Below are 14132 nucleotides of genomic sequence, written 5' to 3'. Positions count from 1 at the left end.
CTGAGGGCAGACTTCAGGCCAGCCCCAGGCCGGACGCCAGCTTGTCCCATTCCCGTGGCGTCAGATGCGGCCGCACGCTGTCCAGCACGGCGGCAAATAACGGCGCCGGTGCATGGGCCTGCATGTCGGCCAGCATGGCCCGGCGCTCGGCCGGGTTCATGAAGGGCACCAGCCAGCGCAGCACAAACATCATCTCCTCGGGTGGAATCGAGGCCACCAGCGCCCCGTGTATGGCCGCCAGCTCGGCGTCGGTGTAGCGCGACCACAGCACGGCGTTGTGCGCCGTCTCTTCCACATGCATGTGCTGAAAATTGTCGGCAATGAAGAGCGCGAGCTGGCGGTACAGCGCCAGGGCGGCGTCGGCCCGCTGCGCCGGCAGCGCCTTGAGCAAGTCGCCGACCAGGGCACTCAGGCCGGCGATATGCCGCTCATGCTCCTCGTGCTCATGGGCAATCAGCTCACTGGCGCCTGGGGCTCTTGCCTCCAGCGCGGTGTGGACGAAGGCGTTCTCGTGCCGCAGATGGGCGACGCAAAAATCCAGCAAGGCCAGTACACGCTGGCTGGTCTGGGCCAGCTCCAGCCCATCGTCGCTGTCCATGCGGCCCACGGCCAGCAAGGTGTCGGCCATCAGCGCGCGCAGCGCCTTGTGAATGCCGACATACAGGTCCAGCCGCGGCTGCGCCTGCACGGCCGCGAGTTGTTTCATTTCCTGGGGATTGATGTTCACGATGACGTCCTTCTCAGGCCAGCGCCTGTCTGCAGGTTGCCTGGCCCGGCGCACCATGCACCGGCAACAACAGAAAACCAGGAAGAAAGTCTAAAAACGCTGGCCTATGGGCGTTGCTAAGAATTGCTTACGCCAACCCTAAAAAAACCTTAGTTAGCCGCCGACGGCCCTCGCCAGCTGGCGTGCGCGACTCAGGCCGGCTCGGCCACAACCGCGAAGCGCTCGCCCAACTCGGCCAGGCCCAGCTCCTGCAGCACCGCTTGCAGGCGGTCTTGCGCGGCCTGCGTTTTGGCGCGGCTGGGCGTGGCCGGCCGGCTGGCCAGGATCAGCTCGTTTTTCATCGAATGCTCCCAGCCCACCAGTTCGGTCACGGTGACCTGGTAGCCATTGGCTTCGAGCTGCAGGCAGCGCAGCACATTGGTGATCTGGCTGCCAAACTCGCGCGTGTGCAGCGGGTGGCGCCAGAGTTCGGCCAGCGGAGTTTTGCTCAGGTTCAGCGCGCGGGATTTTTTCAACACCCCGGCCACCTCGGCCTGGCAGCAGGGCACCAGCACCATGTGACGCGCCTGCTTGGCCAGGCCAAAGGCAATCGCGTCGTCGGTGGCGGTGTCGCAGGCATGCAGGGCGGTGACGATATCTACCGCCGGCGGCAGCTCGTCCGAGCTGGTGGCCTGCTGCACCGACAGGTTTAAAAAAGACATATTGGCAAAGCCCAGCCGGGCCGCCAGCGCGCGCGATTTCTCCACCAGTTCGGCGCGCGTCTCGATGCCGTAGATGTGGCCGCTGACTGGCTCGCCAGGGTGGGCCACATTGAAAAACAGGTCATAAAGAATAAAACCCAGGTAGGACTTGCCGGCGCCGTGGTCGGCCAGCGTGAAGCCGCCCGGCTTGCCGGCCACCGCCTGCAACAGGGGCGCGATGAACTGGTACAGGTGGTAAACCTGCTTGAGCTTGCGCCGGGTGTCCTGATTGAGCTTGCCTTCCCGCGTGAGAATGTGCAGCTCCTTGAGCAGCTCTATGGACTGGCCGGGACGAATCTCTTCAATCACCTGCGCCGGCTTGCCGGCGGGGGATGGCGCCTTGGCGGCGGCTTGGCGGGACGGCTGAGGGTTGCCTGGGGTGCTGTTTTTTGACATGACCCGCCAGTTTAGTGCCCTCATCCCCCGGCAGGCCGCGGCATAGTCAATGGCCTTATAGCCTCATAGCGCAATTCAATTTCACACAATTTAATTGCACACTATGATTCAGGCATGAACACCAGCCCCAAAGACCAGACCGACGCCATGCTGCGGCTGGACAATCAGCTCTGCTTTGCGCTTTACTCCACCTCGCTAGCCATGACCAAGCTCTACAAGCCCCTGCTGGCGGCCCTGGGCCTGACCTATCCGCAATACCTCGCCATGCTGGTGCTGTGGGAGCAGGACGGTCTGACGGTGTCCGAACTCGGCGAGCGGCTATACCTCGATTCGGGCACCTTGACTCCGCTGCTCAAGCGCCTGGAGTCGGCCGGGCTGATCTCGCGCCTGCGTGCCCAGGACGACGAGCGCCGCGTTCACATCACGCTGACGGCCGACGGCCGCCAGCTCAAGAGCCGGGCCGCCCATATTCCGGCTTGCGTCCTCAGCACCAGTCAGTGCAGTATTCCGGAACTGGTGGCCCTGACCCAGCAAGTGCAGGCCTTGCGCCGCCAGTTGCTGGCTTGAAACCCGTTTGCAGATTTCTCAACCCGCCCCGGTTAGGGGCATTTCCCAAGGAAGCATCATGACCACGAAACTCGACAAAGTGCTGTACACCGCTCACGCCCACACCACCGGTGGCCGTGACGGTCAATCCAAATCCGACGATGGCCGCCTGGACGTGACCCTGAGCTCGCCCGGCACCGCCGGCACCGGCACCAATCCCGAGCAGCTGTTTGCGGCCGGCTATTCGGCCTGCTTCATAGGCGCCATGAAGGCCGTGGCCGGCATGCAAAAAATCACTCTGCCGGCCGACCTCGCCATTGATGCCAGCGTCGACCTGGGCAAGATCCCCAACGGCTACGGCATTGCCGCCCGCCTGGACATCAGCCTGCCCGGCATGGAGCGCGCCGCCGCCCAGGCCCTGATCGACGCCGCCCACCAGGTCTGCCCCTACTCCAACGCCACACGCGGCAATATCGATGTGACGCTCACGCTGAAATAATTCGCGACGTCACGCTCGCTCCATGCGCCTCTAGGGGCGCATTTTTCATTGGGGCGGGCGATCTGGGCTTGCTCAGCCCCAGGGCATGGTGAATGTCTTGCCGTTGCAAAACGATTTCATCGCCTCCTGCACGCCTTCCTTGTAGCCCAGGCCCGAGTCCTTGATACCGCCGAAGGGCGTGAGCTCTATGCGGTAACCGGGCACTTCCCATAGATTGACCGTGCCGACATTCAGCTCATTGGCAAAACGCGTGGCGTAGTCCATGCGGTTGGTGCAAATGCCTGACGACAGCCCGTAGGCCGTGCCATTGGAGATGGCGATGGCTTCGTCAATGTCGCGAAAGCTGATGATTGGGGACACGGGGCCAAACGTCTCCTCGCGCACCACGGTCATCTCAGGGCGGACGTTGTCGAGCACCGTGGGCGCATAGAGTGCCCCGTCACGCTGGTTGCCTGTGAGCAGGCGTGCGCCTTGTGACACGGCCTCGTTCACCAGCAACTCGAAACTCCTGGCGCTCTGTTCATTGATGACGGTCCCCATGTCGCAAGCCGCATCCATCGGGTCGCCATGGCGCCAGCGCCGTGTTTTCTCCACCACCAGCTCGGTGAAGTCGCGCGCGACGGATTCCTGCACCAGCAGACGTTTGACAGCGGTGCAACGCTGGCCGGAGTTCTTGTACGAGCCCTGAACGGCGAGATCGGAGGCTTTGTCCAGGTCGGCATCGTCCATCACGATCAGCGGGTCATTGCCGCCCAGCTCCAGCACGATGCGGCGGTAGCCCGCTTTGCTGGCGATGTATTTACCGATAGGCACGCCGCCGGTGAAGGTGATGAGGTCCACGTGTTCGTTGATCAGCATCTCGTCTGCGATCTCACGCGGGTCGCCCGTGATCACCTGAAACATTTCGGGCGGCAAGCCCGCTTCATAGAGGATGTCGGCCAGAAAGAAAGCTGACAGCGGCACTTTCTCTGAGGGTTTGAGCACCATGCGGTTGTTGGTGGCGATGCTGGGCACCACCTTGTGCGCCACCTGGTTCATAGGGTGATTGAAAGGCGTGATGGCGGTGATCACGCCCAGCAGCGGCTCGCGTGTGGTGATGACTTTGCGCTTTTTGCCGTGTGGCGTGAGGTCGCATGAGAACACCTGCCCGTCGTCACGCAGCGCCTCGTTGGCGCCGAACACCAGCACATCCGCCACGCGGCCGATTTCGTACAGCGAGTCTTTTTTGCACAAGCCTGATTCGAGCGTGATCAGCGTGGAGGCCTCATCGGCACGCGCCCGTAACAGGGTCGATGCCTTATTGAGGATGGAGGAGCGCTCATAGCGTGACAGCGTGGGACGAAACGCATGCGCAATGCGGTAAGCCTCGCGCACGTCGTCCAGCGTGGCCAGCGGGACGGTGCCCACGCGTTCCCGGCTGTAGGGATTGAAAACGTTGAGTGTGCGCTCGCGTGTAACGCGTTCGCCGCCTATGCGCAATGCTTCGGCACGAAACAAAGCGCTGTCCTTGATGGGGGGGTTGGTCGTCATGCTGCGATTTCCGTGTCGGGGCTGCCAATGAAATTTTTACCGCGTGCGCCACCCTGGGCGTGCAGCACCATTTTTTCCGCCTCTTCTTCGCTCACGCCGTAGTCGGTGAAGCGGGTTTTCACGCCCAGCTTTTCGATGAAGCTGGCGAGAAAACGCGGCGCGTCCGCCAAGGGCACGCCCAAGGCCTGCGCTAGCACCAGATCGCGATCGGCGTGACGGCCTATGGCACGCTCAAGCACCATGGGGAGCGAGAAGGAGCAGGCAATGCCGTGCGGCAAACCGTAGCGCAGTGTCATTTCATACGAAATGGAGTGGGCCAGCGCCGTCTTGGTATTGGAAAACGCCATGCCGGCCTTGAGCGCCGCCAAGGCCATGCGGCCGCGCAGCGCCAGATTGTCGAGCTGCTGCATGAGCTGGGGCAAGACTTCCATGGTGTCGCGCACTGCGGCTATCGCAAAGGTGTCGGAGATCGGGTTGGCATTGACGTTCCAGATCGATTCGAGCGCATGCGACAAGGCGTCCAGCCCGCTTTGCAAGGTGACAGCCGCGGGCAATGACAGCATCAGTTCGGGATCTATCACCGCGTAAGAAGGCCAGGTTTGCGGCAGGTGCAACGAGTATTTCTTTTGCCGTTCACGGTCCCAGATGGTGGCCCAGGGCGTGACTTCGCTGCCGGTGCCCGCCGTGGTGGGCACGGCGATCAGCGTCTTGAAACGGGTAGGCGCGAAGGCCTTCTCGCCGGCCAGACCGGCCACCAGGTCGGCGAACTGGCCGCTGTCATTGCCCACCATCAGCGCCTTGGCCGTGTCTATGGCGCTGCCGCCACCGACGGCGACGATGACCTCGGTGTCCGGATGCTCACGCCAGAAGGTCTCCCAGGTTTCGGTCAGCTCGGCCACGTCGGGGTTGGGGCGCACCTGATCGATCACGCAGCTCAGTTGCCCCTGCAAGATATTCTCCAGGCGGTCCAGCAAGCCGATGGCGCGGGCCTCAGGAAAGGTCACCAGCGCGGCCTTGCGGCCGGCCAGCAGTTTTGGCAGAGACAGCAGAGCCCCTGCCCCGTACACGCTTTGTACGGGGTTGAAGTAATTGGCAGTCATAAAGGGTTCTCTAGGAAAGGGTTGCGGGGACGTGGTTCAGCGCGAGATCAAAGGTGTCGAAATTGCGCAGCCTGCGGCCGGCCATCAAGCCTTGGAGCTGGCGATTGAAGATTAGCGGAACTTTTTGCTCCGACAGGCCCCCGTGGGAACGCAGCGGCACGGTCAGGCCACTCAGGTCGTGCTCGGACGCGCGGGTGCCTATGACGGTCAGGTGGTCGGAAACCACCACGAGGTCACCAATGCGGTCTGCTGGGAGCTCAAAACGCTGAGCGGCTTCGCTGCGGGTCAGCACGGCTTCAATGCCGTCTATGGTCCTGAGTGCTTCGGCGACCTGCGAAGCGGACGTTGCTGCGTCCAGGTACACCGTGGCAAAGGAGCCAAGCGCGCCGTGGTGCACCACATAGGGGTCGGTGATGGGCAGGATGACGCGACTTCCTTGCGCACCGGCCAGGCCATCCAGCACTTCCTGCAGGAAAACGATGCGCGGCTTGCCCGCTGCGTCGGTCTTGGGGCTCATGCCGTGGTCGGCCGTGAGTGCAATGACCGCACCCAACTGGTCGAGCTGGGCCAGATAGCCGTCCATCATGGCGTAGAAGTCGTTGGCCCCCTGTGTGCCGGGCGCGCACTTGTGCTGCACATAGTCTGTGGTCGAGAGGTACATCAGGTCGGGCCGGTGCGTCTGCATCAGCTTCACGCCGGCGGCGAACACAAACTCGCTGAGATCGGCGCTGTAAACCGAGGGCACAGGTTTGCCCACCAGTTCCACCACATGGTCGATACCGCCGTTTGCCAAGGTGGCCTGATCGGCCTTCTCGGCGGAAAAGCAGATACCCTTCATCTGGTGCCCCAGCAGGGTGCGCAGCTTGTCTTTCGCCGTGACCACCGCCACCTTGGCCCCGGCGGCGGAGAAGGCCGCTAGGATGGTGCCGGCACGCAGATAGGACGGGTCATTCATCATGACCTCCTTGCCCACACTGGTGTCAAGAAAGTAGTTGCCGCAGATGCCGTGCACCGAGGGTGGCACGCCGGTCACGATGGACAGGTTGTTGGGATTGGTGAAACTGGGCACCACGCAGTCGCCAACGAGTGAGCTGCCCATCGCCAACATGCGCTTCAGGTAGGGCGCGACGCCCGCCTGTATCGCCTGGGTGATGTAGTCCGGCTCACAGCCGTCCACGCACACCACGACGACAGGCTGCTGCGGTGATTTATAGCCCCGGCCGTTCACCAGGACAATGGAAGGGTTGTGGGTCATCAATGTGCTCCTTGTTGAACCCAGGCGCGCAACTTGCTGGAGATATAGTCCGCAGCCATCACCATCACCACGATCACCAGAATGCAGGTGGCGGTGTCCTGGTACTGAAACAGCTTCATGCTGCCAACCAGTTCAAAGCCGATGCCGCCGGCGCCCACCATGCCAAGCACCGTGGCCTGGCGAAGATTGGTTTCAAAGCGGTAAAGAACCACGGCAATCCAGGAGGTGATGACTTGCGGAATCACCCCGAAGATGATGATCTGTATAGGGCCGGCGCCGGTTGAACGCAGAGCTTCAATCGGCCCCTGGTCGATGTCCTCGATGGACTCCGCGAAAAACTTGCCCAACATGCCCGCACCGTGCAAGGCCAGCGCCAGCACCCCCGGAAAAGGACCCAGACCGACTGCCGCCACAAAGATCAGGGCCAGAATGATTTCATTGATGCCGCGCGCGATGTTCAGCACCTGGCGCATGGCATGAAACACCACCAGGTTCGGAGAGATGTTGCGGGCTGCGAGAAAACAGACAGGGATTGCCAGCACGATGGCCAACAGGGTTCCCCAGATCGCGATCTGCACTGTCTCGATAGCCGGCCTCACGAGTTTCTGCATGAACTCCCAGTTAGGCGGCAGCATGCGGCTGAGAAAGTCCGCGATCCAGGGCAAACCCTTGAGGAGCTCACCGCCGCTCACCTCGGCACCGATGGCTGCCCACCAGACCAGGCCCAGACCAGCCGCAGCGATGCTGAGGTATTTCCACCATCCGGCGTTGCCGGCGCTCGGTCCGACAAGCAGGTTGTAGCGTCCGATGTTGATCATGATTTCTCCAGGGAAAGTTGCTGCGCCATCGGCATGGCGGCTGGCCTGTGCAAGGGCGCATGGCTGGTCGCCAAAGGTGCGTCCACCGCAGGAGACGCGGACGGCTCGTGCGGATCGAGTCCACCGGGATAAATGCGTTGCAAGGCTTCATCGGTCAGCTCATCGGGCCGGCCCTCGAACACGATGCGCCCGCCTGCCACGCCGATGATGCGTTCGCCGAACTCGCGGGCATAGTCGACCTGATGCAGGTTGCAAATCACCGTGATGCCGGTTTCGCGGCTGGCCTGGCGCAGGTAGTTCAAGACGCTGCGTGAGGTTTTGGGGTCCAGACTGGCCACGGGTTCGTCGGCCAGAATCACCTTGGGCTGCTGCGCCAGCGCCCGTGCGATGCCCACGCGCTGCTTTTGGCCGCCCGAGAGCGTGTCGGTACGGACGTCGGCTTTTTGCTCGAGCGCGACACGGCGCAGGCATTCGCTGGCAATCGCGATGTCCTTGCGCGGGAAGAGCTGGAACCAGGACAAGACGCTGGGCATGGCACTGAGCCGCCCTGTCAGCACGTTTTTCAGCACCGACAAGCGCGGAACCACGTTGTAGTGCTGAAAAATCATGGCGACGTCGCGCCGTACCCGGCGCAGGCCGGCACGGTCACCGCAGGAGCGCTCACCATCCACATGGATTTCACCCGTGGTGGGCTCCGTCAGGTGGTTGATGCAGCGCAGCAGCGTGGACTTGCCCGCGCCTGAGGCGCCGAGGATGACGAGAAACTCGCCCTTGCGCACATGCAGGTCAATGTGGTGCAGGGCCTCAAAGTCGCCATACTTTTTAGACAGCCCCTGGATCTTGATCATTTCATTTTCCTCAGATCAAGGTTCAGGGATTTCGCCGTGTCGCGGATGATGTCGTAAGCCGCATCGTTGGTCGGGTGAAAGCCGTTGAGCAGGCCCTGGTCGGACCATGGAATGTCTTTGACTTGCAGGAAGGCCGCTTGCACACGCTTCTTGAGGTCGGCGGGCAAATCCTTGCGCCAGACGGTGGGCGACTCGGGGATGGGATCCGACTTCCAGACCACCACCAGATCCTCGCGTTTGGCCAGGCCCTTGGCGATGGCGGCATCTAGAATGCGGTCGGCAATCGCGGCCGCATCCACTTTCTTGTTCTGCACGGCAATCGCATTGGAGTCATGCGAGCCCGAGAAAATGACGCGGCCAAAATCCTTGTCGGGATTGAAGCCCGCCTTGATCAAGCCGGCCTTGGGAAAGAGGTGACCGGAGGTAGAGCTGGGATCGACGAAGGCAAAGTTCTTGCCCTTGAGATCGTTCACCGTCTTGATGCCGCTGTCCTTGTGGGCGATCACCTGGCTGTAATAAAAGGTGCGCCCTGCCTTCTTGGTTTCGGCGACGGCAAAGGCCTCGATATCCGCCACCGTGGTGCCCAGCACATAGGAAAAGGGGCCGAGGTAAGCCACGTCGAGTCGCTTGGAGCGAAGTGCTTCAATCACGCCGTTGTAGTCGGCCGCAACAAAGGCCTTGACCGGCATGCCCAGCGCCTTGGACAGCATGTCCATCATGGCCTGGCTGTTGGCAATCATGGCGCGCGAGTCCTCGGAAGGAATCAGGCCGACGGTGAGCACCTGCTGCTGGGCCATGGCCGGGAACGCAATGGCCGAGGCCGCCAAGGCGGTGGCGTGCGTTAGAACACTTCTTCGTTTCATCATGCTTGTCTCCAGTTGTGGTTGAGTCATATCAATCGTCCCTTCAATTTCAACAGGCCGGATTGGCCCTGCTGGAGTTTTCACCACTTGTGTGTCAACTTGATGAAAGGAAATCAATCCAGAACGGCCGGCAAATTCTGGGTCGCCGTGCCGCTCTGGGTGCCAGTAAAGCATTGTCCTTATCTATTGGTCAAATTCAAAAATTTTCTCTCTTCTATATACTGAACCTATAGTTTGATCGTGCGAAGAAAGAGTCATGCGCCTGACACAATTACGTTCCTTTTATGCGGTGGCCCGCATGGGCAGCTTCACGCGGGCCGCTGAGCACTTGCATGTGAGCCAACCCACCATCACGACCCAGGTCCGCTTTCTTGAGGAGAGCTACAAGGTCGAGCTGTTTTATCGGCGCGGTCGGCGGGTGCAGCTGACGGGAATGGGTGAGCAACTGATGCAACTGGCGCAGCAGATATTTGGCCTGGAGGCCGAGGCCGTGCACCTGCTCGGTGATGCGGGCGAACTGCGCTCAGGCCATCTGCGCGTGGCGGCGGTAGGGCCCTACCATGTGACGAAATTGCTGGTGGACTTCAATCAGCATTACCCGGGCATCAAGGTATCGGTGAGCACCGGAAACTCGCAAGATGTTCTGGATAGACTGCTGGACTACCGGGCCGATGTGGGTGTGCTGGCGCAACTGGTGCACGACGACCGCTTGCTGTCCGTGCCGTTCAGCAAACACCCGGTGGTCATCTGCACCTCGTCCACACACCGGTTTGCGCGGCGCCGCAATATCCGCATGGCAGAGCTTCAGGGAGAGCGTTTCATTCTCAGGGAACAGGGCTCCACCACCCGCAAGGCGCTGGAGCAGGCGCTGGACCAGGCCGGGATCAAGCCGGAAGTCGTCATGGAGATCGGTAGCCGTGAAGTCATTCGCGAAGCCGTGGCCCAAGGGATTGGCATTGCCGCCGTTTCTCTGGTGGAGTATGTGCCAGGGCCCGGTCTGCACATGGTGAGGATCAGCGATGCCGAAATTCACACCTATGCCCACGTTCTGTGCCTGGCGGAGCGACGCGAGATGCGCATGGTGAGCGCTTTTTTTGACACCATAGCGCCTGCGCCTGAAAGAAAAAAAGCCGCGACGAGTCGATAGCAGTTGCTAGCGGCTTGCCCCTGAGATGGCGCAGGGAGGCGGGACATTGACGCGAAAAGCCAATGCTATATTTTTAATATCGTTTTGCGCATGTATTCATTGGGCTTGAGGCCTATTTGGCTTGAAAAACCCCGTTGCAGGCGTGCCCGCCTGGTATTAAAGCCTGCGCTAGGCCCGCTGCGTCGACAATCAGGCATGAACGAAAAAAATCAGGCCAACGCCCCGGCCGCCCTGCACGCCTACGAGTCCCTCACCCCCGACCGGGTGCTGGACGCGCTGGCCAGCGTCGGCCTGTTCGGCGACGGCCGTCTGATGGCGCTGTCCAGCTACGAAAACCGCGTCTACCAGGTGCATCTGGAGAGCCCCGTCGGCCAGGCCGATCTGGCCGGCGACGTGGTGGTGGCCAAGTTTTACCGGCCCGGCCGCTGGAGCGACGCGCAAATCATCGAGGAACACGACTTCTCCGCCGAGCTGATGGCAGCCGAAATCCCGGTGGTGGGCGCGCTGGTGCTGAACGGCACCACCTTGCACCATTTCGACGGTTTCAGCTTCAGCGTCTCGCCCAGCCGGGGCGGGCGCCGGCCCGAACTCGACAACTTCGAGGTGCTGGAGTGGATAGGCCGCTTCCTGGCCCGCATCCACACCGTGGGCAGCGCCCGGCCCTTCACGCAGCGCCCGGCGCTGAACCTGCAGACCTTTGGCATGACCTCGCGCGATATCCTGCTGGCCGGCAACTACTTGCCGCTGGACATGGAGTCGCGCTGGCGCCAGGCCTTTGATGAGGCCATGGCGGTGGCGCAAGGCGTGTTTGACAGCGTCGGCGATGTACGCCAGCTGCGCCTGCACGGCGACTGCCACCCCGGCAACATACTCTGGACGCCCGAGGGGCTGCCGCTGGCCGGCCCGCATTTTGTCGATCTGGACGATGCCAGATCCGGCCCGGCGGTGCAGGACCTGTGGATGCTGCTGTCGGGCGAGCGCCCCCAGCAGTTGCAGCAGCTGGGCGCGCTGGTCGACGGTTACGACGAGTTTGGTGAATTCGACCGGCGCGAGCTGGCGCTGATAGAGCCGCTGCGCACCCTGCGCCTGGTGCACTACAGCGCCTGGCTGGCGCAGCGCTGGCACGACCCCATCTTCCCTATCAACTTTCCGTGGTTCGGCTCCAGCGACTACTGGAAGGGCCAGGTCGACATGCTGGTGGAGCAGACCGAGGCCATGCAGGAAGCTCCGCTGGTGGCCTAAGGCCCGCCTCGGCGGCGAGACGGGCTGAGGGGAATTACTTGTTGACGCTGGCCACCATGGCCTTGAGCGAATCACGCTCGCCCAGGTAGGTGTCACGGGCGTATTTGGTGTAAGTGGCCTGGTCCATGTACAGCGGCGTCATGCCCAGCTTTTGCAGCGCAACCTGGAACTGCGGATCGTTGTAGACATCACGAAAGGCGTCTTCCAGCTTCTTGACCACGGCCGGGTCCATGCCCTTGGGGCCGGCAAAACCGAAGGGCGAGGTGTGGACGATGGGGTAACCCTGCTCCTTGAGCGTGGGCACGTTCGGCAGGTCTGGCGAACGCTTGTCGCCCAGGGCGGCCAGCACCCGCATCTTGCCCGAGCTCACATAAGGCAGCACCGAGCTGGCGCTGACCACGGCCTGGATGTGGTTGCCCAGCAGCGCGGCCATCGCATCGGCGTCGCCCTTGAACGGGATATGCGTCCAGTCGGCACCCGCTTTTTCACCGAGCTGGGCCATGCCTATGTGCTGGCTGCTGTAGGCGCCTGGCGTGCCGTAGGACACGGGGCCGGTTTTTTTCTTGCTGTAGTCGACCAGCTCGGCCAAGGTCTTCCAGGGCGAGGAGGCGTTCACGGCGACGTAGTAGTTGAAGCCGCAGACCGTGGAGATATAGGTCAGGTCCTTCAGCGGGTCGTATTGCGCACCCGTGATGTGCGGCATGCGGAACACGCCGATCGGAATCATGGTCAGGGCGTAGCCCGCCGGATCGGCGCTCAGCATCTGCACCGCGCCCAGCGTGCCGTTGGCGCCGGTCTTGTTTTCGATGATGATGGGCTGGCCCAGGCGCTTGCCGGCAAATTCGGCAAAGGTGCGGCCGAGCTGGTCGGTCACGCCGCCGGCCGAGTAGGGCACGATCAGCTTGATGGGCCGGTTCGGATAGTTCTGCGCCATGGCAGGGATGGCGGCGGCCAGCAGGCCTATGGCCGTGGCGGCGGTGGCAAACAGTTTTTTCATCTCAAGTCTCCTTTGATCCAATGGAAATAACAAGCCACCGCGCCAGGCGATGGCTGCGAAAAAAATGGGTCAGATGGGCCGTTCAGCCCTGGACCAGGCCGCGGCATTCGCCCAGGCCAATGGCGGCAAAACCCTCGCGCTGGCAGTGCCCGCGCATCACCAGCTCGTCGCCGTCCTGCAGAAAAGTACGCGTCTCGCCATTGGGCAGCTGCACGGCTTTCTTGCCGCCTTCGGTGATCTCCAGCAGGCAGCCAAAACCGCTGCTCTCGGGGGTAGAAATGGTACCGGAGCCGATCAGATCACCCGGGCGCAGATTGCAGCCGCCCGCCGTGTGATGGGTCACCATTTGCGCCGGCGTCCACCACAAATGGGTGGAATCGCCGCGCGACAGGCGGTGCGGCGGCGCGCCCTGCTCGCGCATGCTGCGGGTGCTGAGAAACACCTCCAGCTCTATGCGCAGGCCGCCCTGGCGTTGGTCCTGCTCATCGTGCAGATAGGGCAGCGGCTGCGGATCGCCCGCGCCACGCGCCATGGCCGGCGCACGAAAGGGCGCCAAGGCATCGCTGGTAATCACCCACGGCGACAAGCTGCTCAGAAAGTTCTTGCCCTGGAAGGGCCCCAGCGGCTGGTATTCCCAGGCCTGGATATCGCGCGCCGACCAGTCATTGAGCAGGCCAAAGCCGGCCACATGCTGGTCCGCTTCGGCAATGGGAATGGCCTGTGTCAGCGCATTGCCGGGGCCGACCCACAGCGCCAGCTCCAGTTCATAGTCAATCCGTTCGCTGGGCTGGAACACGGGCACCGGTCCGTCGGGCGTGTCCTGGCGCAGCTGCCCCGTGGGCCGGTGCAAGACCGTGCCGGAAGGCCGCAGTGAGGAAGCGCGGCCATGGTAGGCCACCGGCACATGCTTGTAATTGGGCAGCAGAGGCGAGTCGGGGCGAAAGAACTTGCCGGCATTGGTGGCGTGGTGAATGCCGGCGTAGTAGTCCGAAAAGTCACCCACGTCGGCGGGCAAAAGCATTTCGCAGTCGGCCTGCAGCTTCAAAATTTCAGTCTGTTGTTCGCTGGCCCTGCGGCCTTCTGGCGTATCGGCGTTCAGCAGTGCCGACAGCTGCCAGCGCAGTGCGCGGCGTTGCGCTGCGGACAGTGCCATCCAGGCGTTCAGCACCGGCGCGGCCATGGCCTGCGCCGTGGCGGCATCCAGCTGCGTCAGCAGGCCGGCCTGCAGCGCGGCGGGCAGGTCCAGCACCTGGTCGCCGATGGCCACGCCGATGCGGGCGCCGCTGCCGCTGCTGGTGCGAAAGACACCCAGCGGCAGATTCTGGATCGGGAACTGGGCATGGCCGGCTGCCGATTCGACCCAGCTGTATAGCTGCAGCTCATGGGTCGCGTCAATAGGGTTCAAAGTGTTGCTCATGCGGGGG

General features: G+C 62.6%; 14 protein-coding genes. 4 read left to right on the top strand and 10 right to left on the bottom strand.

Features of this window, described 5'->3' with window-relative positions:
- Nucleotides 1-13 precede the first annotated feature (13 nt).
- Nucleotides 14-727: a hemerythrin domain-containing protein gene (locus tag BM160_RS10690; RefSeq protein ID WP_092004727.1), complete on the bottom strand. Its 714-nt coding sequence runs from the start codon at nt 725-727 to the stop codon at nt 14-16.
- A gap of 191 nt (nt 728-918) precedes the next feature.
- Nucleotides 919-1863 (bottom strand): class I SAM-dependent methyltransferase, encoded by a 945-nt coding sequence (locus BM160_RS10685; protein ID WP_092004723.1) that lies wholly within the window; start codon nt 1861-1863, stop codon nt 919-921.
- 114 nt (nt 1864-1977) lie between these two features.
- Here BM160_RS10685 and BM160_RS10680 point away from each other — a divergent pair, with 114 nt between their 5' ends.
- Together BM160_RS10680 and BM160_RS10675 are read left to right on the top strand one after the other, a co-directional pair.
- Entirely contained in the window at nt 1978-2430 is a 453-nt protein-coding gene (locus BM160_RS10680; RefSeq protein ID WP_092004720.1) for a MarR family winged helix-turn-helix transcriptional regulator, read from the top strand.
- A gap of 58 nt (nt 2431-2488) precedes the next feature.
- The gene (locus BM160_RS10675; RefSeq protein ID WP_092004717.1) at nt 2489-2908 is read left to right on the top strand and encodes an organic hydroperoxide resistance protein; all 420 of its coding nucleotides are present in this window, start codon (nt 2489-2491) and stop codon (nt 2906-2908) included.
- A gap of 72 nt (nt 2909-2980) precedes the next feature.
- Here BM160_RS10675 and phnY read toward each other — a convergent pair whose 3' ends face one another.
- Genes phnY through phnD form a run of 6 tightly spaced genes read right to left on the bottom strand, consistent with a single transcriptional unit; the run spans nt 2981 to nt 9322 of the window.
- Complete coding sequence (gene phnY, locus BM160_RS10670; RefSeq protein ID WP_092004714.1) at nt 2981-4438, bottom strand: phosphonoacetaldehyde dehydrogenase; 1458 nt, start codon at nt 4436-4438, stop codon at nt 2981-2983.
- Nucleotides 4435-5538, bottom strand: coding sequence for an iron-containing alcohol dehydrogenase PsrA (gene psrA / locus BM160_RS10665; protein WP_092004711.1), 1104 nt, complete (start codon nt 5536-5538; stop codon nt 4435-4437). The genes phnY and psrA overlap by 4 nt, the downstream gene beginning before the upstream one ends.
- Nucleotides 5539-5548: 10 nt before the next feature.
- A complete protein-coding gene (gene phnA, locus BM160_RS10660) occupies nt 5549-6793 on the bottom strand; it encodes a phosphonoacetate hydrolase (RefSeq protein WP_092004709.1) in 1245 nt (414 codons plus the stop codon).
- Nucleotides 6793-7611 carry a phosphonate ABC transporter, permease protein PhnE gene (phnE, locus tag BM160_RS10655; RefSeq protein WP_092004707.1) on the bottom strand — a complete coding sequence of 273 codons (819 nt, stop codon included), beginning with the start codon at nt 7609-7611 and terminating at the stop codon, nt 6793-6795. The genes phnA and phnE overlap by 1 nt, the downstream gene beginning before the upstream one ends.
- Nucleotides 7608-8459 carry a phosphonate ABC transporter ATP-binding protein gene (gene phnC / locus BM160_RS10650; protein ID WP_092004704.1) on the bottom strand — a complete coding sequence of 284 codons (852 nt, stop codon included), beginning with the start codon at nt 8457-8459 and terminating at the stop codon, nt 7608-7610. The genes phnE and phnC overlap by 4 nt, the downstream gene beginning before the upstream one ends.
- On the bottom strand, nt 8456-9322 hold the full coding sequence (gene phnD / locus BM160_RS10645; protein ID WP_092005023.1) for a phosphonate ABC transporter substrate-binding protein: 867 nt from the start codon (nt 9320-9322) through the stop codon (nt 8456-8458). The genes phnC and phnD overlap by 4 nt, the downstream gene beginning before the upstream one ends.
- Before the next feature lie 256 nt (nt 9323-9578).
- Here phnD and BM160_RS10640 point away from each other — a divergent pair, with 256 nt between their 5' ends.
- Complete coding sequence (locus tag BM160_RS10640) at nt 9579-10469, top strand: LysR substrate-binding domain-containing protein (protein WP_092004701.1); 891 nt, start codon at nt 9579-9581, stop codon at nt 10467-10469.
- 195 nt (nt 10470-10664) lie between these two features.
- Nucleotides 10665-11711 carry a serine/threonine protein kinase gene (locus BM160_RS10635; RefSeq protein ID WP_092004697.1) on the top strand — a complete coding sequence of 349 codons (1047 nt, stop codon included), beginning with the start codon at nt 10665-10667 and terminating at the stop codon, nt 11709-11711.
- Between the two features lie 34 nt (nt 11712-11745).
- Here BM160_RS10635 and BM160_RS10630 read toward each other — a convergent pair whose 3' ends face one another.
- Nucleotides 11746-12708 (bottom strand): Bug family tripartite tricarboxylate transporter substrate binding protein, encoded by a 963-nt coding sequence (locus BM160_RS10630; protein WP_092004694.1) that lies wholly within the window; start codon nt 12706-12708, stop codon nt 11746-11748.
- An 82-nt stretch (nt 12709-12790) separates the two neighbouring features.
- On the bottom strand, nt 12791-14125 hold the full coding sequence (gene fahA, locus BM160_RS10625) for a fumarylacetoacetase (RefSeq protein ID WP_092004691.1): 1335 nt from the start codon (nt 14123-14125) through the stop codon (nt 12791-12793).
- Between the last annotated feature and the right edge of the window lie 7 nt (nt 14126-14132).

The organism is Polaromonas sp. OV174 (genome assembly GCF_900112285.1).
Taxonomy (GTDB): domain Bacteria; phylum Pseudomonadota; class Gammaproteobacteria; order Burkholderiales; family Burkholderiaceae_C; genus Polaromonas.
Note: the sequence above shows the minus strand (reverse complement) of the source record. Positions and strands in the feature narration are given on the sequence as shown.

What these genes read in the sequence shown, in the direction of transcription:
- BM160_RS10685 (WP_092004723.1), bottom strand. Translation starts at nt 1,863, where the DNA reads ATGTCAAAAAACAGCACCCCAGGCAACCCTCAGCCGTCCCGCCAAGCC.
- psrA (WP_092004711.1), bottom strand. Translation starts at nt 5,538, where the DNA reads ATGACTGCCAATTACTTCAACCCCGTACAAAGCGTGTACGGGGCAGGG.
- fahA (WP_092004691.1), bottom strand. Translation starts at nt 14,125, where the DNA reads ATGAGCAACACTTTGAACCCTATTGACGCGACCCATGAGCTGCAGCTA.
- BM160_RS10630 (WP_092004694.1), bottom strand. Translation starts at nt 12,708, where the DNA reads ATGAAAAAACTGTTTGCCACCGCCGCCACGGCCATAGGCCTGCTGGCC.
- phnD (WP_092005023.1), bottom strand. Translation starts at nt 9,322, where the DNA reads ATGAAACGAAGAAGTGTTCTAACGCACGCCACCGCCTTGGCGGCCTCG.
- phnY (WP_092004714.1), bottom strand. Translation starts at nt 4,438, where the DNA reads ATGACGACCAACCCCCCCATCAAGGACAGCGCTTTGTTTCGTGCCGAA.
- BM160_RS10640 (WP_092004701.1), top strand. Translation starts at nt 9,579, where the DNA reads ATGCGCCTGACACAATTACGTTCCTTTTATGCGGTGGCCCGCATGGGC.
- phnA (WP_092004709.1), bottom strand. Translation starts at nt 6,793, where the DNA reads ATGACCCACAACCCTTCCATTGTCCTGGTGAACGGCCGGGGCTATAAA.
- BM160_RS10680 (WP_092004720.1), top strand. Translation starts at nt 1,978, where the DNA reads ATGAACACCAGCCCCAAAGACCAGACCGACGCCATGCTGCGGCTGGAC.
- phnC (WP_092004704.1), bottom strand. Translation starts at nt 8,459, where the DNA reads ATGATCAAGATCCAGGGGCTGTCTAAAAAGTATGGCGACTTTGAGGCC.
- phnE (WP_092004707.1), bottom strand. Translation starts at nt 7,611, where the DNA reads ATGATCAACATCGGACGCTACAACCTGCTTGTCGGACCGAGCGCCGGC.
- BM160_RS10635 (WP_092004697.1), top strand. Translation starts at nt 10,665, where the DNA reads ATGAACGAAAAAAATCAGGCCAACGCCCCGGCCGCCCTGCACGCCTAC.
- BM160_RS10675 (WP_092004717.1), top strand. Translation starts at nt 2,489, where the DNA reads ATGACCACGAAACTCGACAAAGTGCTGTACACCGCTCACGCCCACACC.